The 24,673-nt window shown below is 67.7% G+C and carries 22 protein-coding genes and 1 tRNA gene; 13 read left to right on the top strand and 10 right to left on the bottom strand.

Annotation, left to right across the window (positions count from 1 at the left end):
- The first annotated feature begins 29 nt into the window (after nt 1-29).
- Complete coding sequence (locus ACFTSF_RS39490; protein WP_380160483.1) at nt 30-1,025, top strand: GlxA family transcriptional regulator; 996 nt, start codon at nt 30-32, stop codon at nt 1,023-1,025.
- Here the strand turns inward: ACFTSF_RS39490 and ACFTSF_RS39485 are convergent.
- Both ACFTSF_RS39485 and ACFTSF_RS39480 read right to left on the bottom strand, forming a co-directional pair.
- Nucleotides 995-1,555: a cysteine dioxygenase gene (locus tag ACFTSF_RS39485; RefSeq protein WP_380160481.1), complete on the bottom strand. Its 561-nt coding sequence runs from the start codon at nt 1,553-1,555 to the stop codon at nt 995-997. The two genes, ACFTSF_RS39490 and ACFTSF_RS39485, sit on opposite strands and share 31 nt — an antisense overlap.
- Nucleotides 1,552-2,469 carry an amidohydrolase family protein gene (locus ACFTSF_RS39480; protein WP_380160480.1) on the bottom strand — a complete coding sequence of 306 codons (918 nt, stop codon included), beginning with the start codon at nt 2,467-2,469 and terminating at the stop codon, nt 1,552-1,554. The genes ACFTSF_RS39485 and ACFTSF_RS39480 overlap by 4 nt, the downstream gene beginning before the upstream one ends.
- A 119-nt stretch (nt 2,470-2,588) precedes the next feature.
- On the opposite strand from ACFTSF_RS39480, the gene ACFTSF_RS39475 reads away from it, so the two are divergent.
- Entirely contained in the window at nt 2,589-3,593 is a 1,005-nt protein-coding gene (locus ACFTSF_RS39475; RefSeq protein WP_380160479.1) for a LacI family DNA-binding transcriptional regulator, read from the top strand.
- Nucleotides 3,594-3,749: 156 nt separating this feature from the next.
- Here the strand turns inward: ACFTSF_RS39475 and ACFTSF_RS39470 are convergent, their stop codons facing one another.
- A complete protein-coding gene (locus ACFTSF_RS39470) occupies nt 3,750-6,647 on the bottom strand; it encodes a M36 family metallopeptidase (protein WP_380160477.1) in 2,898 nt (965 codons plus the stop codon).
- 226 nt (nt 6,648-6,873) lie between these two features.
- Nucleotides 6,874-8,076: a hypothetical protein gene (locus tag ACFTSF_RS39465; RefSeq protein ID WP_344162869.1), complete on the bottom strand. Its 1,203-nt coding sequence runs from the start codon at nt 8,074-8,076 to the stop codon at nt 6,874-6,876.
- 206 nt (nt 8,077-8,282) lie between these two features.
- Here ACFTSF_RS39465 and ACFTSF_RS39460 point away from each other — a divergent pair, with 206 nt between their 5' ends.
- Nucleotides 8,283-8,762: a hypothetical protein gene (locus tag ACFTSF_RS39460; RefSeq protein WP_380160475.1), complete on the top strand. Its 480-nt coding sequence runs from the start codon at nt 8,283-8,285 to the stop codon at nt 8,760-8,762.
- Nucleotides 8,763-8,809: 47 nt separating this feature from the next.
- Here the strand turns inward: ACFTSF_RS39460 and ACFTSF_RS39455 are convergent, their stop codons facing one another.
- Nucleotides 8,810-9,169: a DUF779 domain-containing protein gene (locus ACFTSF_RS39455; protein ID WP_380160473.1), complete on the bottom strand. Its 360-nt coding sequence runs from the start codon at nt 9,167-9,169 to the stop codon at nt 8,810-8,812.
- Nucleotides 9,170-9,189: 20 nt separating this feature from the next.
- Entirely contained in the window at nt 9,190-10,713 is a 1,524-nt protein-coding gene (gene adh, locus ACFTSF_RS39450) for an aldehyde dehydrogenase (protein WP_344162878.1), read from the bottom strand.
- Nucleotides 10,714-10,788: 75 nt separating this feature from the next.
- Between adh and ACFTSF_RS39445 the strand changes: the two genes are divergently transcribed.
- Nucleotides 10,789-12,240 carry a GAF domain-containing protein gene (locus ACFTSF_RS39445; protein ID WP_380160472.1) on the top strand — a complete coding sequence of 484 codons (1,452 nt, stop codon included), beginning with the start codon at nt 10,789-10,791 and terminating at the stop codon, nt 12,238-12,240.
- A 3-nt stretch (nt 12,241-12,243) separates the two neighbouring features.
- On the opposite strand, the gene ACFTSF_RS39440 is transcribed toward ACFTSF_RS39445, so the two are convergent.
- Nucleotides 12,244-12,792 (bottom strand): hypothetical protein, encoded by a 549-nt coding sequence (locus ACFTSF_RS39440; protein WP_344162883.1) that lies wholly within the window; start codon nt 12,790-12,792, stop codon nt 12,244-12,246.
- Nucleotides 12,793-12,976: 184 nt separating this feature from the next.
- Between ACFTSF_RS39440 and ACFTSF_RS39435 the strand changes: the two genes are divergently transcribed.
- The 4 genes from ACFTSF_RS39435 (at nt 12,977) to ACFTSF_RS39420 (ending at nt 18,558) form a co-directional block, all read left to right on the top strand.
- Nucleotides 12,977-15,124, top strand: coding sequence for a (Fe-S)-binding protein (locus ACFTSF_RS39435; protein WP_380160470.1), 2,148 nt, complete (start codon nt 12,977-12,979; stop codon nt 15,122-15,124).
- Nucleotides 15,125-15,209: 85 nt separating this feature from the next.
- Complete coding sequence (locus tag ACFTSF_RS39430) at nt 15,210-16,010, top strand: hypothetical protein (protein WP_380160469.1); 801 nt, start codon at nt 15,210-15,212, stop codon at nt 16,008-16,010.
- 114 nt (nt 16,011-16,124) lie between these two features.
- Nucleotides 16,125-17,687, top strand: coding sequence for an alkaline phosphatase D family protein (locus tag ACFTSF_RS39425; protein WP_380160467.1), 1,563 nt, complete (start codon nt 16,125-16,127; stop codon nt 17,685-17,687).
- Between the two features lie 10 nt (nt 17,688-17,697).
- Nucleotides 17,698-18,558: a hypothetical protein gene (locus tag ACFTSF_RS39420; protein WP_380160466.1), complete on the top strand. Its 861-nt coding sequence runs from the start codon at nt 17,698-17,700 to the stop codon at nt 18,556-18,558.
- Nucleotides 18,559-18,567: 9 nt separating this feature from the next.
- Here ACFTSF_RS39420 and ACFTSF_RS39415 read toward each other — a convergent pair whose 3' ends face one another.
- Entirely contained in the window at nt 18,568-19,362 is a 795-nt protein-coding gene (locus ACFTSF_RS39415) for an SDR family NAD(P)-dependent oxidoreductase (protein WP_380160464.1), read from the bottom strand.
- A gap of 100 nt (nt 19,363-19,462) precedes the next feature.
- Between ACFTSF_RS39415 and ACFTSF_RS39410 the strand changes: the two genes are divergently transcribed.
- The 4 genes from ACFTSF_RS39410 (at nt 19,463) to ACFTSF_RS39395 (ending at nt 23,046) form a co-directional block, all read left to right on the top strand.
- Nucleotides 19,463-20,257 (top strand): Arc family DNA-binding protein, encoded by a 795-nt coding sequence (locus ACFTSF_RS39410; RefSeq protein WP_380160463.1) that lies wholly within the window; start codon nt 19,463-19,465, stop codon nt 20,255-20,257.
- Nucleotides 20,254-21,096: a DUF4097 domain-containing protein gene (locus tag ACFTSF_RS39405; RefSeq protein ID WP_380160461.1), complete on the top strand. Its 843-nt coding sequence runs from the start codon at nt 20,254-20,256 to the stop codon at nt 21,094-21,096. Before ACFTSF_RS39410 ends, ACFTSF_RS39405 begins: the two co-directional genes overlap by 4 nt.
- 88 nt (nt 21,097-21,184) lie before the next feature.
- The gene (locus ACFTSF_RS39400; RefSeq protein ID WP_380160459.1) at nt 21,185-21,418 is read left to right on the top strand and encodes a hypothetical protein; all 234 of its coding nucleotides are present in this window, start codon (nt 21,185-21,187) and stop codon (nt 21,416-21,418) included.
- Between the two features lie 110 nt (nt 21,419-21,528).
- A complete protein-coding gene (locus ACFTSF_RS39395) occupies nt 21,529-23,046 on the top strand; it encodes a hypothetical protein (protein ID WP_380160457.1) in 1,518 nt (505 codons plus the stop codon).
- Here ACFTSF_RS39395 and dcd read toward each other — a convergent pair.
- Nucleotides 23,043-23,618 (bottom strand): dCTP deaminase, encoded by a 576-nt coding sequence (gene dcd / locus ACFTSF_RS39390; RefSeq protein WP_344162913.1) that lies wholly within the window; start codon nt 23,616-23,618, stop codon nt 23,043-23,045. The two genes, ACFTSF_RS39395 and dcd, sit on opposite strands and share 4 nt — an antisense overlap.
- Before the next feature lie 140 nt (nt 23,619-23,758).
- Complete coding sequence (locus ACFTSF_RS39385; protein WP_380160455.1) at nt 23,759-24,199, bottom strand: MarR family winged helix-turn-helix transcriptional regulator; 441 nt, start codon at nt 24,197-24,199, stop codon at nt 23,759-23,761.
- Nucleotides 24,200-24,535: 336 nt separating this feature from the next.
- Here ACFTSF_RS39385 and ACFTSF_RS39380 point away from each other — a divergent pair.
- Nucleotides 24,536-24,609 (top strand) — tRNA-Gly (locus ACFTSF_RS39380).
- The last annotated feature ends 64 nt before the right edge of the window (nt 24,610-24,673 follow it).

Raw genomic sequence — 24,673 nt, 5'->3', positions numbered from 1 at the left:
AGAATGCCGTTGTTCGATAGATTGTGGTCATGCATCGGGTGGCGGTGGTGGTCGCGGAGCGGTCGGCTGTGCTGGATGTGGCTATTCCGGCGCAGGTGTTCGGGACGGCGCGGTCGTTGGAGAAGGCGGCGGGTGAGTTGTGGGGCCCGCGGCTGTACGACGTGATCGTGTGTGCCGAGCGTCCGGGGACGTCGATGTGGGGGCCGGGTGGACTGGAGCTGTTCCAGATCAACGCGCCTTACACACTGGAGGACGCTCGTACGGCGGACACGATCGTCGTGCCGGGTGGGCACAACGTGAGCCATCCGTCGGCCGAGCTGGTGGCGTTGCTGCGGGAGGCGCATGCGCGCGGTGTGCGGATTGCGTCGATCTGCGGTGGCGCGCTGGTGCTCGCCGCGGCCGACCTGCTGGACGGGAAGGTCGCGGCGACACACTGGACGTCGGCCGAGGCGCTAGGCGAGCAGTTCCCGCACGTTCAGGTGGACGCGAGTGTTCTGTTCGCCGACTGCGGCAATGTCCTCACCTCGGCGGGGGCGGCGACCGGGTTCGACCTGTGCATGCACATGGTGCGCAAGGACTTCGGGTCGGCCGTCGCCGCCGAGGTGGCCCGGCACATCGTGCTACCGCCGTTGCGGGACGGCGGGCAGGCTCAGTTCATCGTGCACCCGGAGCCCGGTCCGGACTGCGGTTCACTGGAGCCGACGATGCGGTGGATCCGGGATCACCTCGCCGAACCGATCACGCTGGCCGACATGGCGACGTACGCGACCGTGAGCCCGCGCACGCTGAACCGCAAGTTCCGCGAACAGACCGGTACGACGCCGCTCCAGTGGCTCCTGCGGCAGCGCATCCAGCACGCGCAGGAGCTGTTGGAGACGACGACGATCCCGATCGAGGAGATCGCGCAGCACTGCGGGTTCGGTACGGCGATCAACATGCGCCAGCACTTCACCCGCCAGGTGCGGACCTCCCCGATCGGTTATCGCAGGGCGTTTCAGTCGATCGGGCGCAGCTCGTCGGCGTAGGAGACCGAGACCCGGCGCAGGACGTTGTCCTTCACGGAGTACTGACCCATCCGCCACAGCGGCGGGCTGTAGGCGTGGACGCTGACACTGCCCTTGTCGCGGCCGACCATGCGGTGGATGTGGTCGGGACCGAAGCCGTAGACGGTGCCGGCCGGGACCTCGGTCTCGATCGACTCGGTGCCGATGGCGAGGTTGTGTTCGACGAGGGTGCCCTTGGCGACGGCGACGGCACCGGAGGAGGTGTCGTGGTCGTGCCAGCCGGTGTCGTTGACGGGGGTCCAGCAGATCAGCCAGACGTCGACGTTCGCGTCGCGGTGCAGGGAGGCGAAGACACGCTCGTCGTCGCTGTAGGCGACCTTGTCCTCCCACAGGTGCGGCTGGGCAGCGATCGACGAGGCCAGCTCGGCGAGCTCCTGGGGGGTGAGGTCGCGACCCGGAAGGTCATCCAGCGACAGACAGTTGTTGAGATCCACTAGCCGGCTGGGTTGACGTGCCGGGACGACGGGTGCGTCGATGGGCTGAGCAGTCACTGCACTCCCCTCTCAGGAGATGGACGGCCGGCGCTGGGGTTTCCCCCGAACAGCAACCGGTTCGGATTGTCGTGGCGGATCACCGCGGTTGCGGCGGCGCCTTGGCGGAGCTCTGTGATACCGGCGTAGGGCCGGTCGGTGCCGTGGACGACCTGGTCGATGCCCAGGACGCGCGCGACCGCGTCGATTCCCTGCGGGCCGTAGCTCGAGGTGTCGACGTACAGGTTGGTGTCGATGGTGCCGAGGCGGCCGCCGCGGGCGGTCAGCCGCTCGTGGTGCACAGGGGCGAGGCCGGCCGCGGCGGCGAAGCAGATCCGCAACCGCGGGAACTCGCGACGCCCGCCGTACGCGTGCCAGGCCCACCAAGCGGCCTGCAACTGCTGGCTGTAGTCGACCACCGGGGCCCACCAGCCGGGTACGTCGCCGGCCGGCTCGGCGATCCCGGGGTGCACGAGCACCGGCCGGTCCCAGCCTTCCGCGATCTCGAGCAGGGACCCGTACGTCGACCAGCCGGCCGGCGTGGTCAGCACGTGCGCGGGCAGCTGGAAGCCCAGGAATCCCTTGTCCAGAAGGGTTTTCGCCTCATCGAGATCCGGCTCAGGCAGTCGCACCGAGGCCCAGGCCTTGAAGGGCTCGGGCAGCGAAGCCGCACCGGTGTGCCATGCGTCGAGCAGGGCATCGTCGCCAAGCGACTCGATCCCGAGCGGGCTCGACAGCGATACTGCCGCGAGGTCGGTGCCGAACTCGCGCTCGATCGCGACCCGGGCGTCGATGTCGTGCGCGGCCGGATCCACCTCGTACGGCGTCTCGGTCGCGGTGTGCAGCGTCCAGCCGTCCAGGTACGGCGGCTCGGTCCGAGCCCGGAGGCGGTCGATGAACTCGGCCGGCCAGAGGTGCTGGTGAACGTCGATCACAGCCCCTCCTCACAAGGTCCGGTTTGATCAGATTGAAGCGCTTCAGTAGTTAGAGAGTGAAGCGCTTCAAAGACACTCTTGTCAAGTTTCTGTCCGAGCCTCGGGCTAGGGTTCTGAGCATGTCCGGAAGCCGACGGCCGACTCTCAAAGACATCGCGGCCGACACCGGCCTGTCGATGGCCGCGGTGTCCTACGCACTGCGCGGCCTGCACGGCACCCCGGAGACCCGGCAGCGGGTTCAGGAGGCGGCCGAGCGGCTCGGCTATCAGGCCGACCCGGTGGCCCGCGCGCTGGCCTCGGGCCGAAGCGGTTCGATCGGCGTACTGTGCGCGTCCCTCGAGGACCTCTGGCAGCAGCGCCTCGCGGCCGCTCTCGGCCGCGAGCTCCTCGCCCCGGACCGGAACGCGTGGATCATCGACTCCGCCGGCGACGCCGGCCGCCAGCTCGAGCTGGCCCAGCACCTGGTCGACCACCGCGCCGACGCGATCGTGGTGATCCCGATCGACCCGGCCGCGCCGGGCTGGTCCGCGATCGCCGAGCAGGCCCCGGTGATCGCGATCGGCGACGCCCTTCCCGGCGCGAAAGCGAAGTCCGAGGTCGTCTTCGACAACGAGACGGGAGTCAGTACGGCGCTGCGCCGGCTGGCCGAGGCCGGTCACCGCGAGGTAGCGGTCCTCAGCCCGACCCTGCGCGCCGAGATCGACCGCCCGGCCGAGGAGATCGCTCACCGGATCGCGGTCAACCTCAAACTCAGAATCCGCATCGTGCAATGCCCACACGACCTCGCCGGCGCCACCGACGTGGCCCGCACCCTGCTCACCAGCACGTCGCGCCCGACCGGCATCCTCGCCCTCGCCGACTCGATGGCCTTCGGTGTGTATGCCGCCAGCCGCGAGCTCGGCCTCCGCATCCCCGAGGACCTGTCGCTGCTCGGCTACGACGACCAGCCGCTCTCCCAGCTGCTCACGCCACCCCTGTCCAGCTTTCACTGGCCCCTCGACGACCTCGTCACCGACGTCGTCGCCCGCGTCACCGCCACGGTCGACACCAACCGCCGGGTCCGCCGCACCACCGTCGTACCGACCTTGATCGAGCGCGGCTCGGTCAGCGCTCCGCCCACCTGAGCGGAGCGCCGACCGACCGCTCCCTGCATCCACCCTCTGAAACTAAACCAACTCAGTAGACTTACTGGACCGGTCCCAGTATGTGGATGCCGCGCCCGGGCAACGAAAAGCCGGCCGGGCTGCTGCCCGGCCGGCTCTCTCAGGTACTGCTGGTGACTACTGCTTGCCGAAGACCTGGATCTCGGTCATGTCGGTGTACTGGCAGCCGCCGAACGGCCCGGGGCATGCCCCGGGCCAGCCCGGGACCTGCGGGGCCAGCATCACGAACCGGACGTACTGGACGCCGGTCGCGTTGCCGGTCGGGGTGACCACGTTGTACTTGCCGCGGTTGGCGGCGGTGAAGGTGCCCTCCTGGGCGGTGGCCCAGGTGGTGCCGTCGACCGACGTCTCGATCCGGTACTGGCCGGTGGAGGCGCTGCCCGGGTCACCGCAGACGTTGGACGGGTCGACCTTGAACGAGTCGATGGTCACCTTCGACGGGAGCTTGATGTCGATGTGCTTGGGGATCATCACGTTCGTCGGGGTGCCGTCGTCGTCGCCGGTGGTACTGCCCCAGCCGGTGCCCTGGGCGTTGTCGATCGCACCGCCGGGGCCACAGCCGAAGTCGCTCAGGTCCGGGCCGTTGAAGTCGGTGACGGTACCGCCACCGGAGGCAGCGGCCCAGTTACGCCGTACGGCGAAGCTCGCGGTGGCGCCGGCCTTGACGACGACCGGGTTGACGGCGAGCTCGTAGCCCGGGGAAGCGACCACGAACTTCGGGTAGGTGCCAGGGGCGACCTTGGTGATGGTGTACTTGCCGGCCGCGTCGGTGGTGGCTGCGTAGTCACCGGCGAAGCCGGACGAGTGGCCACCGATGAAGACGAGGGCGCCCTTGATCGGCTTGCCGGTGTCCTTGTCGGTGATGGTGCCGGACAGCGTGGTGGTCTTGCCTGTCGGCGGCTTGTGGAAGTCCTCGGCCGGGAAGGCGTCGCCGCCGTCGATCACACCGGCGTACCAGCCCATGCCGCGGTTGGCGAAGACCTGCCAGATGATGCCGGCGTTCTTGCCGCCGCTGGCGACCAGGTCGGCCTGCACGATCGCGTTGCGCATGTCGAGCATGGTCGGGTCGGACGGCGACAGCTCCATCGCGCGGGTGATGATGCTGACCGCGTAGCTGCGGCCGAAGCGCTCGCGCAGGTCCCAGAGCGTCTGGGCCCAGACCTCACCGGACGAGTGCACCTCGGGGGTGCCGCCGATGGTCGGGAAGTCGCCGTAGGTGTAGCCGCCCTGCGAGCCGTCGATACCGACGCAGGCCGCTTCCTTGGCCTTGACGCGGCAGTCGTTCGGCATCGTCCGGATCGAGCCGCCGGCGGTGTCGTACTTGCCGATCCGCATCTCACCGTTGGCGACGGTGTCCTTCTCCAGACCGTGCGAGGCCAGGTAGTCCAGCGCGTAGAAGTCGCTCCACGCCTCGCCCATCGAGCCGGCCTGGATGCTGTTCAGGGTCGAGTTGCCGCCGGCGTCGACGACCAGGCGGTTCGACAGACCGTGGGTGTACTCGTGGTAGAGGATCTCGGCCGACGTCGACGAGCTGCTCGGAACCGTCTTGTCGTCGCCCGGCTCACCGAACAGGTACATCTGCATGGTCGGCGCGATGCCGTCCGGCGGGGTGTTCATGTTCGCGTTGTTGATGTGGTTCGCGTCCGGGCCCCCGCTCGGGTCGGTCGCGGCGCCGTCCAGCGCGTTCAGCTTCACGGCGTCGCCGCCGGCCGCGTCGAACGAACCGGCCGCCGGGGTGAAGCTGATCGGCGGCTTCGCCAGCCAGTCGTGGAAGTTGCTGGCCAGGTAGAACGCGTTGGTGACGTCCTCGTTCATGTTCGTCTTCCAGGAGTCCGGCTTGGCCGGGTCCCAGGTGCAGACGAACGCCGCCGAACACAGCGGGTTGCTGTTGAACGTCGTCAGCTTGTACTCCGCGCCGGTCTTGGTGCCGGGCACCTTGACGGTCTCACCGGTGTTCGGCTGGTTGTCGTCGTTCACGTCGGCGAAGGCCTGGACCGACGTGCCCTCGAGCAGCGTCTTGGCGTTCTTCGGCAGCCACTTGTTGTAGATCAGGTTCTCGACCCGCTGCTTGCCACCGGCGGCCGCACCCGGGTAGTTGTCGATGACGAGCGCGTCACCGGATCCCTCGGCGGACAGGTCGCGGCGGTAGAGCAGGCTGCCGGACTGCGCGTCGATGACGTGCGTGTAGATCTTGGTGCCGCCGAGGTTGACGTACGTCATCCAGCCCTTGCGCAGGCCGTCGGCGGTGTGGAACCAGACCGGCTTGGCCTGGTCACCGTTGCTCCACACAACGGTCGAGCCGACCGACTTGGTGGTCGCGGACTTCGCCGTACCGTCGAGGTCCTTCGCGGCCTTGGCCCGGGCGTCGCCGGCGGAGACCGCCGGGGCGGCCGAGCGCGCCTCGGCCTGGGCGGTGAGGCCGGCGACGGGCGAGCCCATCACCGAGATCAGCTGGCCGTTCTTGGTGACATTGGCCTTCAGGCCGTTGCCGAAGACCTCGATCCCGTCGACCACCTGGGACCAGAAGATGTGGTGGGTGCCGAGGTCGTCGACGTAGTCCTTGCGGAGCTTCAGCGTGGCCAGGTCGGCGGCGGCGAGCTTGAAGACCTCGGGGTGCGCCTTCACGTAGTTCAGCGCGACGTCCTGGGCCTTCTTGGCGCTGCGACCGGTCAGGAAGCCGTCCAGCTTCGTGACCTGGGCCGGGGTCCCGGTGTTCGCGTCGAGCTCGACGACACCCTGGGTGCCGAGCGAGTTGCGGAACTTCTCCGAGGCGTCCGACTCCTTGCCGGCCACCTTGGCGGCCCGCGTGTACGTCGTCTTCGCGTTCGGCGTCCGGGCGTCGTAGTTGCCCTTGCGCTCCTTGCTCGCGATGCCCTCGGACTTGGCGGCCTTGCCTTCGCCGGGGCCGGCGGTCTGGGCGGCCGTCGCGCCGTTGGCCATCGAGACGGCCAGCAGACTGACGGCGGAGACGGCGGAGATAGCGAGAAGCCCCCGTCGCCTGCGTGATGTGGTCACAGCGATACTCCAGAAAAGTCACCTGCGCGGATCGCCCTCCGCGACCCGTCCGCGCCCGACCTTAAGCCTGGATGCGGTGCCGGGGAAGAGAACTCCCCGGAATGGCGCGGAGACGAGGGTTGTCCTTCGTGCTCGGCACATTACTAAAAGCAACGCGCAAAGGGACGTAACCGAGCGGCCGGGTCCCCATCGCGGTTAGGGACCCGGCCGCTGCTTCAGTCGGTACTCAGAACGCGCCTGCTCCGTTCGGAGTACCGAGTCCGGTCGGCCCGTCCCAGCCGGTGCGGGCGTTGCACCACTGGGTGGTGGGGCAACTACCGTTGCTGCCGCTGGTCACGTCGAACAGCGAGCCGGGGTGCGCATAGGGCAGCGCGTTCGCGTAGCCCGCGGTGTTGCCGGACAGTGCGTAGACCGCGGCAATGATCGGCGCGGCCTCACTCGTCCCGCCGAACTGTGCCCAGGTCGACGCCGTCTTGCTGGTCGGGTAGTAGACCGCCATCCCGCCCTTGCCCGGATCGGCCGCGGCCGACACGTCGGCCATCGCGCGCTTCGAGCAACCAGTTCCGAACGACGCGGCCGCACTCAAAGCCGTGTTGTACGTCGAACAGCCCGACCCGGCGCCGTCCCAGACAGTCTCGGTCCAGCCGCGTGAGTTGCTCGCGGCAACCAGCGACGTACCGCCGACAGCCGTTGTGTACGACGAAGATGCCGGGTAGCTGCCACCTTGGTAACCGTCGTCACCGGTCGACGCCGTCACCGCGATCCCCGGGTGATTGTAGTACTGGCCGTAGCTGCTGTCGGAGGCGTCGCCACCGCCGTAGCTGTTCGAGATCGCCACGACACCAGCCTGCTTGGCGGCCGTCTGGACCGCCGTACCGAGGTCGGCGAAGCTGGCCGATTTGGCCTGTACGACGAGGATCTTCGCGTCCGGCGCGGCCGCCGAAACCGCATCGACGTCGAGCGCCTGCTCACCGGCCCAGCCGACATTGAACGTCGGCAGGGTGGTCCCGCCGGTCTGGTTGATGATGCGCAGGCACCCGTTGGCCGTCGTACAGGCGGACAGGCCGAACTGCGAGCGGTAGACGCCGAGGTCGCGCTCCAGGTTCGGGTAGCCGTACGCATCGACGATCGCGACGGTTCGGCCGCCCGCGCTCAATCCGTTCAGTTTGTACGCGTTCCGCAGGCCGGTCGGGGTGAGACCGGTGGCCGGTGGTGTGGCCGTCCTGGGGGTGACGCCGTTGCTCGCGACCAGTTTGATCGCGTGGCAGCTCGCGGTGTGCTTGGCCTTGGCGGCCGAGCAGACCTGCGCTGCGTGCTTTCCGGCGGTGTAAGGGGTGATCGGGGCCGCGTAGGCCCCTTGAGCTGCGGTCAGTCCCGCGACGGCGAGTGCGCCGGCGCCCAGGGCGGACACGAGATTCCGTTGCCTCAACAGAACTCCTCGATTTGGGCGGGTTTGGTGCTCGAAATCGTCCGCCCGGCAGCCGACCGGAAGCCAGCGATCACGCCTCTGACAAATGTCATGGGCCGACCCGTGACAGCCGCCTATGGAAGCACCGATTTTCCGCGCGAATCCGGCGTTCTGCCCGATCGGGAAAATACCGAAGGATTCCCCGCGACTTTCCGGAGAATGGGTCCATGTCACTCGTCGAGAGCGCCCAGGCCCTGCAATCCGAGGCCCACGAACTGTTCGACCGGCTAGACCTCGGTACGGCGTTCCCGTGGCCACCGACGTTGATCGGCAGCGCGCTGTCCGGCCTGATGGTCGTGCGCGATCTCGACGTCATGTTCGACGCGCCCGACGCGACCGGGCCGACGGTGTTGGGCGGTTTGACCACGCTCGCACAGCGGGTGGAGATCGAGTCGATCGACTTCCGGGACGAGCGCGGCGACCGGCGGCCGACTCCGGCGATCACCGATGAGCGGTACTACGCCGTACTGCGGACAGCCACCTGGAAGATCGAGCTGACGTTCTGGCTGCATGTGATCGATCGGCCGCACGTGGAGTTCGCGCAGCGAGTGGCGGCGTGCACAGACGAGCAGCGCCGTACGATCCTGCGGCTCAAGGGTGCGGACATCGACAGCAGCGCGATCTACAACGCCGTACTGGATCTGTAGAAGAGTGCCGGCCGCCCGGCAACGCCACCGGACGGTCGGCACTCGCTTCAGAGGAGTCCGAGGGCTTCGGACTCCTTGTCGGTGAAGAGGCGCGAGCGGATCAGGAAGCGGACGCCTTCCGGCGCCTCGACCGAGAAGCCGCTGCCGCGCCCCTTCACGACGTCGACAGTGAGCTGCGTGTGTTTCCAGTACTCGTACTGATCGGCGGCCATCCAGAATCCGACCGGCTTCGCGAGCCCCTCGACCATGAGGTCGCCGAGGTGCACGTCGGCCGGACCGATCCGGAACTCACCGTCCGGGAAACACATCGGCGAACTGCCGTCACAACACCCGCCTGACTGGTGGAACATCAGCGGGCCGTGCAGGTCGGTGAGTCGACGGAGCCACTCGCCCGCCGACTCACTCAACAGAACTTTGTCGACCACGATCAGAAGAACCCGAGCTTGTTCGGGCTGTAGCTGACCAGCAGGTTCTTGGTCTGCTGGTAGTGGTCGAGCATCATCTTGTGGTTCTCGCGGCCGATGCCGGAGTTCTTGTACCCGCCGAACGCCGCGTGCGCCGGATAGGCGTGGTAGCAGTTCGTCCAGACCCGCCCGGCCTGGATCTCTCGGCCGGCCCGGTACGCCGTGTTGATGTCGCGCGACCAGACGCCGGCCCCGAGACCGTACAAGGTGTCGTTGGCGATCTTCAGCGCGTCGGCGTAGTCGTCGAACCGGGTCACCGAGACGACCGGACCGAAGATCTCCTCCTGGAAGATCCGCATCTTGTTGTCGCCCTCGAAGATGGTCGGCTGGATGTAGTAGCCGCCGGCCAGATCGCCCGACTGCTCCAGCCGATCGCCACCGGTGAGCACCTTGGCGCCCTCAGCCTTGCCGATCTCGATATAGGCGAGGATCTTCTCGAACTGGTCGTTGCTCGCCTGGGCGCCGATCATCGTGTCGGTGTCGAGGGGGTTGCCGGTCTTGATCGCCTGCGTGCGCGCGGTCGCGTCGCCGAGGAACTGGTCGTAGATCGACGACTGGATCAGCGCCCGCGACGGGCAGGTGCAGACCTCGCCCTGATTCAGGGCGAACATCGTGAAACCCTCGAGCGCCTTGTCGTAGAACTCGTCGCGCGTGTTGGCGACGTCCTCGAAGAAGATGTTCGGGCTCTTGCCGCCGAGCTCCAGCGTGACCGGGATCAGGTTGTCCGAGGCATACTGCATGATCAGCCGGCCGGTCGTGGTCTCACCAGTGAACGCGACCTTGGCGACTCTGTTGCTTGAGGCAAGCGGTTTGCCGGCCTCGACGCCGAAGCCGTTGACCACGTTCAGCACACCCGGCGGGATCAGGTCGGCGATCAGCTCGAGCAGTACGTGGATCGAGGCCGGCGTCTGCTCGGCCGGCTTCAGTACGACGGCGTTGCCGGCGGCCAGTGCGGGCGCCAGCTTCCAGGTCGCCATCAGGATCGGGAAGTTCCACGGGATGATCTGCGCGACCACGCCGAGCGGCTCGTGGAAGTGGTAGGCGATCGTGTCGTTGTCGATCACCGACACGGACCCCTCCTGCGCCCGCAACGCCCCGGCGAAGTAGCGGAAGTGATCGATCGCGAGCGGGAGGTCGGCGGCCAGCGTCTCGCGGACGGCCTTGCCGTTGTCCCAGCTCTCGGCGACCGCGAGCAGTTCGAGGTTCGCCTCGATCCGGTCGGCGATCTTGTTCAGGATGTCGGCTCGTTCGGCCGGCGAGGTGCGTCCCCAGCTCGGCGCGGCACCGTGGGCGGCGTCGAGGGCGCGCTCGACGTCGTCCGCCGTACCGCGGGCGATCTCGGTGAAGTTCTGGCCGGTGACCGGCGACGGGTTCTCGAAGTACGCACCCTTCGCGGGCGCGACCCACTCACCACCGATGAAGTGTTCGTAGCGGGATTTGTAGGTGACCGGGCTGCCATCCTGCCCCGGAGCTGCGAAGATCGTCATAGGTCCTCCTCGGGATACCTGAGGCGGAATCTACGGAGCGCGACGTTGCACCGACGTTGCACGCGAGGTGAGGCGATGGACGCGGCGGACCAGGCGCGCCGGTTGAGCGAGCTGTACGACGAAGTGCTCGGTGGTCACCGGGTGCCCGGGGCACCGCGCCAACTGGTCGCGGAATCGTGGCAGCGGTCGCTGGCGGCTGCGGTCGATCCCGAGCTGGACGCTCCCCCGGTGGTCATGGACCACGACCTACTGGAGGCGGTCCGCGCCAACCACCCGCTGCAGGCTGTGCTGCCGGTGCTGCGGCAGACGCTGACCACGATCGCCGACGAGGCGTCGCACATCATGATCATCACCGACGCGCAGGGGATGATCCTCTGGCGCGAAGGGTCGGCCGCCGTACGGCGTCAGGCGGATCGGATCGCCTTGTCGGAAGGGGCGGTGTGGTCCGAGGACCAGATCGGCACCAACGGCATGGGTACGGCGCTCGCCGTCGGCCAGCCGGTGCAGATCCACTCGGCCGAACACCTCGTCCGCCGGATCCACGAGTGGACGTGTGCGGCCGCGCCGGTGCACGACCCGGACACCGGCAAGTTGCTCGGTGCGGTCGACGTCTCCGGTCCGCTGCGCACTGTTCATCCTGCGATGGTGGCGTTGGTGACTGCCGCCGCTCAGCTCGCCGAGGGGCAACTGCGGGTCCGGATGGCCGCGTCCGACGAGAAGCTCCGCGCCCGCAACATGCAGCACCTGGTCGCGCTTGGCGATGCGCCGGGCGCGCTACTCACGCCGACCGGGCGCGTCCTCGCCGTACAACCGCATGAGTGGCTTCCAGACCGCCTGGAAGTGCCGGCCGACACCGACCGGATCGACCTCGGTGACGGCCGCGAGGGCCTGGTCGAACAGCTCGATGAGGGCTACCTGCTCCGCATCCCCGGTACGCCGATCCGCCGTACCCGACCGTCGTTGCGGCTCAAGCTGCTCGGCGCCGGCCAGCCGATCGCGGTCGTCGGCGGCCGCGAGATCGCTCTCACGTTGCGGAGGGCCGAAGTACTGACTCTTCTCCTCCTGCATCCGTCCGGGCTGACCGCAGAGCAGTTGATGCTGCAGTTGTACGGCGACGAGGGGAACCCGACGACTGTTCGCGCCGAGATGCACCGGCTGCGGAACCTGCTCGGTGGCGGGGTCCTCGACACGAAGCCGTACCGGATCATCGCCGATGTGACCGGCGACGTGACCGACGTACAGGACGCACTGCGCCGCGGTGATCTGCGGACCGCAGTCGACCTCTATACCGGCCCACTGCTCACCCGGTCCGACGCTCCGGCTCTTCGTGCCGAGCGCGACGAGCTGGATGCGACCGTCCGGCGCAGCGTGCTCGACGCCGGCGATCCCGACCTGCTGTGGCACTTCTCGCAGACGGCCACCGGCGCCGAGGACCTGGAGATCTTCGAGACCTTGGCGGCGAACCTGCCGCCGGCCGATCGCCGCCGCGGCGCCGTCGCCGCCCGCCTCCACCGCCTCGCCGACTGACCTTCACTCGCGGCCGATGAGGATCCACATGTAGTCGCGGTTCTTGACCGGGAAGGTCGCGGTCTTGCTGCTGAGTTCCTTGGTCTTCTTGCAGTCGGACGTGGTGTAGCGCCAGCGGACAACCTGGACGCGCCAGGACTGCTTGAGCTGGTGGAGGCGACGGATCTTTCCGGCCGGGACCTCGGCGGTGTACGACCAGGTCTGCGAGACCGAGTGCGACTTGCCGACGGTCTTGGCGTACTTGCTCTGGATCTCCGCGATCACCAGCGGGATGCTCACCCCGAGGTCACCGGTCCAGGCCGAGTTCGACTCCGAGGTCGCTGTCTTCTGGTAGGTGATCCGGCCCGGGCCCTCGAGCCACTCGCTGTAGAGGTTCGTCCCGACGTAGACCTCTTTACCGCCGCGCGTGTACCAGTAGACCGTCTTGGTGTCGCACTTCTTCGCGACCCGGACTTCCGGGTCGACCGACGCCGCATTCGCCGTACCCGCGCTCGGCCCCAGCAACCCACTCGCCAGCACCGCGCCTGCGACCGCTGCCCGCTGAAAACGCATCTATGCTCCCGTGAAATCATTTCCATCTCTGCATTCGCAGTGGTTGGAAACCTACGGATTGGTCTACTCCGCGGCAAGGAGTTCCCGGTAACGCTCTGTGGAGGTTTGATCACGGTCACATCTCACGCGTGACGAGCCCGACACCGACATGACTGATCGGTAACCAACCAATAACATCGCTGGTATGCAGATCCTCGCCATCATCGTGTCGCTCGCGATCGCCCTGGTCGGCGTCGCGCTGTTCGGCAAGACGATCGGGCACATCGTGTCCGTCATCAAGCTGGGGCAGCCGGCACCTGGCCGCACCGACCAGCCGGGGCAGCGCAGCGCCACGCTGGCCAAGGAAACCCTCCTGCACACGCGGATGCTGCAGTGGAGCCACATCGGCGTCCTGCACTGGTTCGTCGCGTTCGGCTTCCTCGGGCTGGTGCTCAGCCTGGTGACGGCGTTCGGTCAGCTGTTCGACGCGCACTTCGCGCTGCCGATCATCGGGCACTGGTTCGTCTTCGAGTGGGTCAGCGAGTTCCTGACCTGGACCGGTCTGGTCTCGATCATCGGCCTGATGGCCATCCGGCTGCGCGCCCTCCCCCGCGGCGAGAAGGGCCGGTACAGCCGATTCTTCGGCTCCACGGCCTGGCAGGCGTACTACGTCGAGTACACGATCCTCGGCGTACTGGTCTGCATCGTGCTGCTGCGCGGCCTGGAGTACGCCCTCGGTGCGGGCAGCAGGTTCCACTTCCCGAGCACCTGGTTCGTCGGCGACGCGCTGTTCGGCGGGCTGTCCGAGCACGCGCTCGAGAACACCGTCTACCTGGTCGCGATGGTCAAGATCCTGATCTCGTTCGCGTGGATGATCACCATCTCGCTGAACGCGACCATGGGCGTCGCGTGGCACCGATTCACCGCCTGGCCGAACATCTGGTTCAAGCGCAAGGCCGACGGCGGTACGGCGCTCGGCGCGCTCCAGCCGATCATGGTCAAGGGCGAGCCGATCGACTTCGAGAACATCGACGAGCTCGACGAGGACGCGGCACTCGGGGTCGGCAAGGTCGAGGACTTCACCTGGAAGGGCCTGCTCGACTTCACCACCTGCACCGAGTGCGGTCGCTGCCAATCGCAGTGCCCCGCCTGGAACACCGAGAAGCCGCTGTCGCCGAAGCTCATCATGATGGGACTCCGCGAGCACGCGTACGCCAAAGCGCCGTACCTGCTGGCTGCCGAGGACGACCGCAAGTCGCTGTCCCAACTGGTGCTCGACGAGCAGGAGAAGCCGTTGGTCGGCCCGGCCGACGTCGCGGTCATCGACGAAGAAGCCCTCTGGGCCTGTACGTCGTGCGGCGCATGCGTGCAGCAGTGCCCGGTCGACATCGAGCACGTCGACGCGATCATGGACATGCGCCGCTACCAGGTGCTGATCGAGTCGTCGTTCCCGTCCGAGCTCAACGGGCTGTTCAAGGGCCTGGAAAACAAGGGCAACCCGTGGAACATGAGCCCGTCCGGCCGGATGGACTGGGCGAAGGACCTGCCGTTCGAGGTCAAGCAGGTCGGCACCGATGTCGAGACGCTGGCAGAGGTCGAGTACCTGTTCTGGGTCGGTTGCGCGGGTGCCTACGAGGACCGCGCGAAGAAGACCACGCAGGCCGTCGCCGAGCTGCTCAACATCGCCGGCGTTTCGTTCGCCGTACTGGGTGATGGTGAGACCTGTACCGGTGACCCGGCGCGGCGGTCCGGCAACGAGTTCGTCTTCCAGCAGCTGGCGATGCAGAACGCGGAGGTCTTCAAGGAGACCGGCGCGAAGAAGGTCGTCTCCACCTGCGCACACTGCTTCAACACGTTGAAGAACGAGTACTCGCAGTTGGGCGTCGAGCTCGACGTCATCCACCACACGCAGCTGCTCAACCGACTCGTCCGCGAGGGCAAGCTGACCCCGGTCGCTCCCGCCGACAGCACGCTGAACGGCCAGAAGATCACCTACCACGACCCGTGCTACCTCGGCCGGCACAACCAGGTGTACGACGCCCCGCGCGAACTGCTCGACATCATCCCCGGCGCCGAGTACGCCGAGATGCCGCGGAACAAGACCAAGTCGTTCTGCTGCGGTGCCGGCGGCGCCCGGATGTGGATGGAAGAGAAGATCGGCAGCCGGATCAACGTCAACCGCACCACCGAGGCCGTCGAAACCGGCGCCGACAAGATCGCCACCGGCTGCCCGTTCTGCCGCGTGATGCTGTCCGACGGCCTCACCGCCAAGCAGGCCGACGGCTCCGCCCGCGAAGAAGTAGAGGTCCAGGACGTCGCCCAACTGCTCCTCGCCTCCGTCAAACGAGGCTAATTGCAGCAACGTGCAATTCCCTTCCTTCTCAGGTGGTTCGAACCGTAGGATCCGGGGTTTGAATCACCTGGGGAGGAAACCACTCATGAAGTTCCGTGCCGCCGTCGCCACGGTCACCGTCGTACCCCTGGCCCTCGGCCTGGCCGCCTGCGGAGGCTCTGAAAAGTCCGCAGACAAGCCAGCCGCGGCCCCACCCGCGCCGGTCTCGGTACCCACCACCGCCGAACCACAAAAGGCAGTCAGCACCCCGCCACCCGCCGTCACCCGCCTCGACCGAGTCACCTTCGTCCCCGCGATGAACACCGCGCTCACCAAGCAGAAGTCGTGGCGCACGTTCGCCACGCTGAAGGCCGGGACCCAAACGGTCATGACGATTCGGGGCGTCCAGACCTTCAATCCGGCGGCGATGTCGATGGAGATGAGCGGCGCGGCCTTCAAGGGCAAGACGGCCAAGATGATCGTCACCAAGGGCACCGGCTACGCGTCGATCCCCGGCGCGACTCCGGCCGGGAAGTACGTCAAGTTCAAGTCCGGACAGATCGACCAACTCGACCAGCTGCTCGACAGCGGTGACCCGACCAAGGCGTTCAAGTCGTTCGACAAGAGCCTGGTCAGCATCAAATTCGTCGGCGAGGACACCATCGTCGGCGAGAAGATGGAGCAGTACGAGGTCAACCTGAACGCGGCGAAGGCGTTGGCCGCGCAGGGCAAGAAGGTGCCCAAGGGGATGCCCGCGACGATCATGTACACGATGTGGATGGACAAGTCGCACCTCATCCGCCGGATGGAGTTCGAGATCAGCGGCTCCTCGATGGTGATGACCATGTCCGACTACAACAAGCCGGTCAGCATCACGGCGCCGCCGGCGAGCAAGATCGTGAGCTGAGTCCGGAATCGGTCATTTCACGCTGATGTGTGAGAACTTCTCGTAACGTGGCGTTAGGCGGGTGGAAACCTACCTGCGGCGGAAGTTGTCACTGGCGGATGATCGGGTGGGCCGATGAGTACTCGACGGAGCTTTCTGACGGTCACCGGAGCGGCGGCGGCGTTGGCGTTGACCGGCGACCTGCCTGGGGTGGGGCAGGCGCTGGCTGGGGCTACCGGTCGGAGTGATCGCCGGGATCCGTTCACCCTTGGCGTGGCGTCCGGGGATCCGCTGCCGGATGCGGTGGTGATCTGGACCCGGCTCGCGCCGGAGCCGCTGGCACCGTTCGGTGGGATGAATCGTCGTCCGGTCGAGGTCGGATGGCAGGTCGCCGAGGATCCGCGGTTTCGGCGGATCGTGCGGCAGGGCACGACCAAGGCTCGGCCGGAGTCGAGTCACTCGGTGCACGTCGATGTCCGCGGGCTGCGTCCGTGGCGGCCGTACTGGTACCGCTTCAGGGTGAACGGGAAGCTCAGCCCGGTCGGCCGGACCCGGACGGCGCCGGCGGAGGGTGCGGTTGTTGGTGAGATGTCGTTGGCCTTCGCGTCCTGTCAGGCTTGGTGGGAGGGCTGGTACACGGCGTACGCCGACATGGCCCGGCGCGAGCACGACGTGGTGTTCTTCCTCGGCGACTACATCTACGAGTTCGGGATCGACCGTGGCATCCGGCCGCATTCGAACGAACCCTGGATGACGCAACAGACGGTCACGCTGGACGAGTACCGCACCCGCTATGCGGCGTACAAGATGGATGCCGACCTCCAGGCGGCGCACGCGTCCGCGCCCTGGGTGGTCACGCTCGACGACCACGAGGTGGTCGACAACTGGGCCGACGAGGCACATACGAGCGCGCCGCCCGCGCAGTTCCTGGTACGGCGCGCGAACGCCTTCCGCGCGTATTGGGAGCACATGCCGCTGCGGCTCGCGCAGTTGCCGAAGGGTCCGGACATGCACCTCTACCGGCGGATCAAGTACGGCCGGCTGGCGGAGTTCAGCGTCCTCGACACCCGGCAGTACCGCTCGGACCAGGCGTACGGCGACGGCTCGAAGGCGCCCGGCCCGGAAACCAAGGATCCGGCCCGCTCGATCACGGGAGACGCTCAGGAGAAGTGGCTGCTCGACGGCTGGGCATCCTCACCGGCGCGCTGGAATGTGCTGGCGCAGCAGAACGCGTTGGCCCAGCTCGACGTCAAGGACGGCCCGGAGATCCTGGTCCCGATGGACACCTGGGACGGCTACGAAGCGTCCCGCAACCGCGTCCTCGGCGCGGCTTACGAGCGCAAACTCCGCAACCTGGTCTCGATCGGTGGCGACCTGCACCGCAGCGTGGCGTCCGACCTCAAGCTGGACTTCGCGAACCCCGACTCACCGACCGTCGGCACCGAGTTCGTCGGTACGTCGATCTCGTCCGCGATGGACGGCATGGACCTCGATCCGGGCGGCGTGACCTTGCTCAAGGAGAACCCGCACATCAAGTTCGGCAACTTCCAGCGCGGCTACGTCAGTTGCAGTGTCACCCCGCAACGCTGGATCTCCGACTACCGCGTGGTCGACAAGGTCAGCATCCCGAACGGCACCGTCAGCACCCGCGCCAAACTCCTCGTCGAGGACGGCCGCCCGGGCATCCAGACCCTCTGAGGAGACAGCGATGACGATTCGATGGCAATCGGCCGTCGCCCTCGGTACGGCGGTCGCGGCCGCGATTGCGTTGCCCCAGGCAACCAATGGCGCACCGCCGCGGTCCGACGTACAGGTGTCGGTGCAGCCCACACAGCTGAGCGTCGTCGGTTTGCCCTGTTTCCCGGGCTACCTGACGCTCACCATGACCAACACCGGCACCGAGGACCGGTACGCCGATCTGACGCTGGACCCACGTGGTCCGCTGCAACTGTCCCGCAGACTGTTCTCGTCCTGGCTCCCGGCGATCGACCCCGACCAGCCGGTCTCCGCGCCGGTCGAGGTCCGCGTGCCGCGCGACACCCAGCCCGGCAACTACTCGATCGATCTCGAGGTCGACAGATCCAAGGTGACCGTGCCGGTGACCGTGAATCCCTTGCCCTCAAAGGATCCTGGCAGCAACGTGGCACTCGGCGAACAGGCCACGGCCTCGTCGACCCACGGAAACTTCGCGGTCTGCGGTGGGGTCGACGGCGACCACGACTCCGAGCACTGGGACACACTGACCGGCTGGAACGACGGCACCCGCGCGGTCTTCCCGGACAACTACGCCGTCGCCCTGGCCGCGCCGACCACGATCAACCGCGTCGAGCTCTACACGCTCGACTCGGTGAAGTACCCAGCCGCGACCAACGGCCTGCGCGACTGGGACGTCCAGGTCCGCAGCGGCACCGGCGACTGGCAGACCGTGGCCCAGGTTCGCGGTAACACCCTCGGCCACGTCGCATCGACATTCGATCCGGTCCAGGCGGACGCCGTACGCATCCTCTGCCTGGCCGGCAACGGCAACACCTACTCCCGCATCGTCGAACTAGAGGTCTACGGCAGCTGACCGCTCCCGTCAGCGCAGGTGGGAGGCGCCGTTGAAGTCGAGGACGGCGCCGGAGGACCAGCCTGCCGGGGAAGAGGCAAGCCAGTGGATGGCTGCGGCTACTTCCTCGGCGGTGGCGGTTCGGTTGAAGGGGCTCTGGGCGCGGATCGCATCGCCGCCGGGGCCGGTCAGGAAGTCGGCCGTCAGGTCGGTGGCGATGAAGCCGGGCGCGATTGACGTCACGGTGATGTCATGTGGCGCCAGCGAGACGGCAAGTGACTGGCCCATCGCGTGCAATCCGGCCTTCGAAGCCCCGTACGCCGGTACGTCGGGCTCGCCGCGGTAGGCGCCGCGCGACCCCACGTTGACGATCGCACCCCGCCGTACACCGTCTGACGGCTCGATGTCGAGCATGTGGCGAGCGACGCACCAGGTCACGTGAGCGGCGCCTTCCAGGTTCACTGCGAGGGTACGGCGCCAGGCCGCGACCCACTCCTCGTACGACGTCTCGGCCAGCGGGTGCCCGACTCGCCGGGACCCCGCGACCGGCTCGTCGACGTACATGGCCGCGTTGTTCACCAGTACGTCGATCCGGCCGAGCAGGCGGGCTGATTCCTCAACCAGGGAAGGGATTGCGGCCGAATCACCGAGGTCGGCGGCGACCACTGCATGGCCGTCGCCGGGCAGGTTTGCGCGGACCTCTTCGGCGCGTTCGACCGAGCCGCGGCAATGCAGGACCACGCGGTCGCCGCCCTGGGCGAAGGCCATGGCTGCGGCGGCTCCGACCCCGCGCGATGCGCCGGTCACGAGTACTCCTCTGGACACGTTTCCTCCATGGTTGTGGTGTCACCCATTCTGCCTCTGACGCCCTGGTGACATCAGACAGGGTTGACAGTGACGTCACGATGACGTCATAGTTGGCGTCATGGAACTTGAGCCTTATCTCGAGTCGGTCCGGCGGAGCGTGGAGAACGCGACCGCCCTGGCCGACGACCAAACTCGCTCCGTGGCCCAGCGCCTCGCAGCCACGCTGGATGACGCCGGCCGCCTGGCCCTCATCTCAGCCCTGTCCGACGCCGCCGGGGAGATCAGCCGTGAGCTGTCCCCCGGTTCGGTCGAGCTCCGGATGGCCGGTGGCCGTCCCGAGTTCGTGGTCACGCCGGCCCCGAGCCAGCTGACCGGACCCGACGACACGGACGACGTACTGGAAGACGACAACGACTCCGAGGTCAACGACCTGGCCCCGGAGGCCGACGAGCCGACCGCGCGAATCACGCTGCGGCTGCCAATGTCGGTGAAGAACAAGGTCGACGAGGCCGCGACCGCCGAGGGCATCTCCTCGAACGCGTGGCTGATGCGCACGGTGATGATGTCGCTGAGCGACCGAGGCCGCCGTGGTGGCCCGGGGCGCCCGCCGCGGCCGCCGCGCCCGCCGCGTGGCGGTGGGATGTTCGGCCCGGACGGCCCGCTGGGCCCCGACGGTCCGCTCGGACCCGATGGTGTCTTCGGCCCGGACGGTGTGTTCGGTCCCGGTGGACCCTTCGGCGACAACGGCGTCTTCGGTCCTGACCGAGGCCGGCGTGAGCGTGACGGCCGCCGTGACGAGCGTCGCGGTGAGCGCGACCAGCGCCGCGCCGAGGGCGAGCGCCGTCGCGAGGAGAAGGAGCACCGCCGCGGTGAGCGCGGCTCGAGCCAGCGATTCCAGGGGTGGGCACAGTGAGCGGCTTCACGAGTCAGTTGATCGCCGAGGACGGCGAGGTCACCAAGGCGCGGATCGAGATCGGCTCCGGCCAGGTCCTGCTCGTCCAGGGTGAAGGCACCCAGACGTTCGTCGAGTTGGAGGTCGAGGACGGCACCGACGAGGACGTCGTCTACACCGTCGAAGACGGCGAGCTGATCGTCGAGCTGCGTAAGGGCAGGCGGTTCAGCACTCGCCGCGGACCCGAGATCAACCTCAGGATCACGACGTCGGCCGTGCTCGACGTGCGGGCCAAGACCGGCTCGGGCGACATCACCTCCGAGATCCCGATCGGCTCCGCTCGACTGTCCACCGGCTCCGGCGACATCCGCCTGGAGGTCGTCGAGGGCGACCTCGCGGTCAGCACCGGCAGTGGCGACCTACGGGTCTCGCACGTGTCCGGTGTCGCCAAGGGCAGCACCGGCTCGGGTTCGATCGACATCGGCGAGGCTGCCGACACGATCGGGCTCAGCACCGGCTCCGGCGACGTCCGGATCGGCGACGCGACCGGACCCGCCAGCGTCAAGGTCGGCTCGGGTGACATCACCATCGAGCGGATCCGCGACCACTCGGTCGCCACCTCCGGTTCCGGCGACGTCACCGTCGAGGTGGCCGACGGGCCGAGCATCCAGGCCGAGACGGCCAACGGGGATGTCCGCGTCGGGGTTCCCGACGGCATCCCGACGTACCTGGATCTGAAGACGGTCACCGGCCGGATCCGCTCCGAGCTGGAGCCCAGCGAGAAGCCCGAGGCGGGCGCCCGCTCGCTGACTCTGCGGGCCCGCACCGTCACCGGCGACATCACCATCGTCAAGGTCTGAACCACGCCTCCAGGAGGTCTCGCCGGCATCGGTCCGGCGGGACCTGGGCGAAGCACTGCCAAAAACCATCACGCGAAGGAGTACGGCCATGATCACCGAACACCAAGAGGTCGCCCGTTACCGCGTCGCCGAGCAGGTCCGGGCCGCCGAGACCCGTGCGCTGCTGCACGAGCACCAGTCCACCGACAGCGGTCCCCGGCACGGCCTGGCGATCGCCCTGCGCCGGCTGGCCGACAAGCTCGAGCCGCTGACGACCCCGGCGCCGCAGGGCCGGCACGCCCGCCCCGAAGCCCGCGGTACCGGCCTCTCGATCGTGCGCTGACCTCTTGTGTTGCAGCTTGGTGCAACGCCTGTGGGTAACCGCGATCAGGCCCCGGGGACGCTGCTAGGTTTCAAGCGATCACTTCGTTTGACTTGGGGAGAAGAGCAACGATGCAGCGTCCGACAGCCAAGGCCGTCGCCACCGCCGCCGCCCTGCTGATCCTGGTCGCCGGTTGCGGCGGCAAGGACGACAACAAGGGCAGCGACGCACCCCAGGGTGGCGGTGACACACCGGGCACTCCCGCGCCCCCGCCGGTCGCATCGTTCGACCCGCCGAAGGGCCTCACGCCCGTCGCGGCGTACGGCATCCCGGTCGAGAAGGGCGCCTCCGACGACGACACGCTCTCCGCAGGGATGGTCGGCCAGACCGCGCTGGTCGCCGCCAAGACCGGTCTCACCGGCCGCCACATCGCCGGGCAGCGCGACCCGTGGACCGTGCTCGCCACCACCAAGACCGAAACGATCACCACCGCCGACCACAGCGACGTGATGCCCGTCGAGCTGGACGGCAAGGACGTCGCAGTGATCGCCTACAGCCAGATCGACAAGGGCAACGGCACCCAGAAGGCCAAGGGCCTGCTCGTCGTCCAGTGGATCGACGCCGTCGACGGCAAGACGATCGCCGAAACGACGACGGACTTCACTGAGAAGTTCGGGCCGGGCACCACCGCCGGCGACATCAGCTCCCAGTCGTACGACGCCGCGACCGGCCAGGTCGCGATCGGCCTGCACGCCAACAGCTCCGACGGCGGTAAGAACGGCAGCCGCGACTTCACCGTGTTCGCCGACCCGAAGACGCAGAAGGCGACCATCACTCCCTTCATCGCACCGGCCGCCGTACTGAACGGCACGGTCGTCGGCGCGAAGGCCTCCAACAACGAGGGCGCGCACGACGGCACGATCGTGATCTTCGACGGGGCCAGCGGCAAGATCAGCAAGCAGATCCCGACCAAGATGGACTACCTGACCCCCGAGGCCAGCGGCACCAAACACGCCTATTTCAACGGTTCGTCGTACGTGCCGAACCCGAAGTCGATGGTGTACACGTACAACAGCGGCCTGTACGCCGTGGACATCGCGACCGGCACGCTGGTCGGCCAGACCAAGTCGACGCTGGGCACCGAGAAGGCCTACGGCTACAGCTGTCTCAGCGACCAGGCGACCGCCATCGTCTGCAGCACCGGCCAGAACGGCGGTACCGAGGAGATCATCGGGATCGACGACACCACCGGCAAGAAGGTCTGGGGCTACAACAAGAACTCGGCCAGCCGCGTCGTCCCGCTCACCACGGGCGCCTTCCACGGCGTCGTCTACGGCACCGCCCAGGAGCAGCCGATCATGCTCGACGCCAAGACCGGCGCCGACATCCCGCAGCCCTCGGGCGACCCGAGCTCGACCCCGTCGACGAGCACCACGCCGACCGACGGCACCAGCAGCAGCGCGCCGTCCGGTGACCCGAGCCAGGACGTCGGCAACAAGTTCGGCTCGGACCTGTCCCTGTTCGACCCGAAGCTGGGGACGCCGTCGCCGACCGCCATCACCGAGTACGGCGCCACCTACCTGCAGAACGACAAGGCCGACAACTACGACGTCGACAAGATCCTGATCGCGATGAAGCCGACCGCCTAGATGTCGGTGCGGTGGAACTTCTGGTAGGAACGCGAAGGTGTCGGGCCGCGCTGCCCCTGGTAGCGCGACCCGTACTTCGCCGAACCGTAGGGGTGCTCGGCCGGTGACGAGAGCCGGAAGAAGCACAGCTGGCCGATCTTCATCCCCGGCCAGAGCTTGATCGGCAGCGTCGCGACATTGGAGAGCTCCAAGGTCACGTGCCCGGAGAAGCCGGGGTCGATGAACCCGGCGGTGGAGTGGGTGAGCAGGCCGAGCCGCCCCAGCGAGGACTTGCCCTCCAGCCGGGCGGCGACGTCGTCGGGCAGCGTCACCAGCTCGTAGGTCGATCCGAGCACGAACTCGCCCGGGTGAAGGATGAACGGTTCGTCACCCTCCGGTTCGACCTCACGGGTCAGGTCGGGCTGTTCCTCGGCCGGGTCGATATGCGGATACCGGTGGTTCTCGAAGACCCGGAAAAACCGGTCCAGCCGTACGTCGACACTCGACGGCTGCACCATCGCGGCGTCGAAGGGTTCCAGCTGGACGCGCTTGGCGTCGAGCTCGGCCAGGATGTCGCGGTCGGAGAGCAGCACGGATGCACGGTAGCAAGCGTGCTGCTCTGCGCCCAGTTCCTACCTACCCCGGCGGTACACAGGAGGCTGGTGATGGATCGTCCGGAGCCCTCAGCTCCCCGGCGTGAGACACCACCACTCCTGTGGCCCGAGGCAACGAACTAGTCGGACAGCTTGTTGAACTTCCCCACCTGGGTGGCGAAGGTCTTCACCTGTGCCGGCGACCAGTCCTTGAGCAGGTCCTCGATCACCTTGTGCCGCTTCTTGCGGGCCGAGGCGAGCTTGCGCTTGCCGGCCGCGGTCAGCGTCAGCAGCGTCGCCCGGGCGTCCGTCTTGTCGGCGGCACGCTTGAGCAGGCCCTCCTCCTCGAGTCGCGCACAAGCCCGGCTGACCGGTCCCTTGTCCACCTCGAGCGCAGCGACCAGGTCGGCCATCCGCACCGGCGCCAGCTCCTCGACGTGGTTGAGCAACGCATATTGCGCCGGCTCCAGGTCCGGATGCGCCTCGTCGGACAGCGTCCGCTGCAGACCGCGCAGCCGCCGTGCCAACGTGACGAGCTCCTTCTCCAGGTTCTCCAGCGCGTCACTCGTGTCTGTTGCCACCGTTCACCCCTTCATCCAGTTGCCCCGCAACCATCTTGTCCGGTCCCGGCAAGGACCGCATCCTCACGTTGCGTCGAATGTTGCCCCCGGCAACGCGTTCTAATCTGCCAGAAGATGACGGGCATGCCCAGTCCTTGGACGTGCCCTTTGTGGAAAACTGCCCCGGAACCCCCCGCGCAAACCGTCCCGGACCGCTTTTCGATGCGTTCGGCCACCTTCTCCGGCCTATTCCGCTGACCGCGCAACAACTGCCTCGGGCGGCGCGCCGGACCCGCCGTACCGGCGCCCCCACCCATCGGTTATGCTTTCTCCGCTCGCCGCTGCTGGGCGACGCATGCGGGTGTAGTTCAATGGCAGAACATCAGCTTCCCAAGCTGACAGTGCGAGTTCGATTCTCGTCACCCGCTCCACGAGAAAACGCCAGGTCAGAGGCCACTTCCTGACCTGGCGTTCCGCGTTCTCAGGACCTCTACG

This window comes from Kribbella sp. NPDC056951, assembly GCF_042674205.1.
Lineage (GTDB): Bacteria > Actinomycetota > Actinomycetes > Propionibacteriales > Kribbellaceae > Kribbella > Kribbella yunnanensis.
The sequence above is the reverse complement of the archived record's forward strand: the minus strand, read 5'-3'. Positions and strand labels throughout refer to the sequence as shown.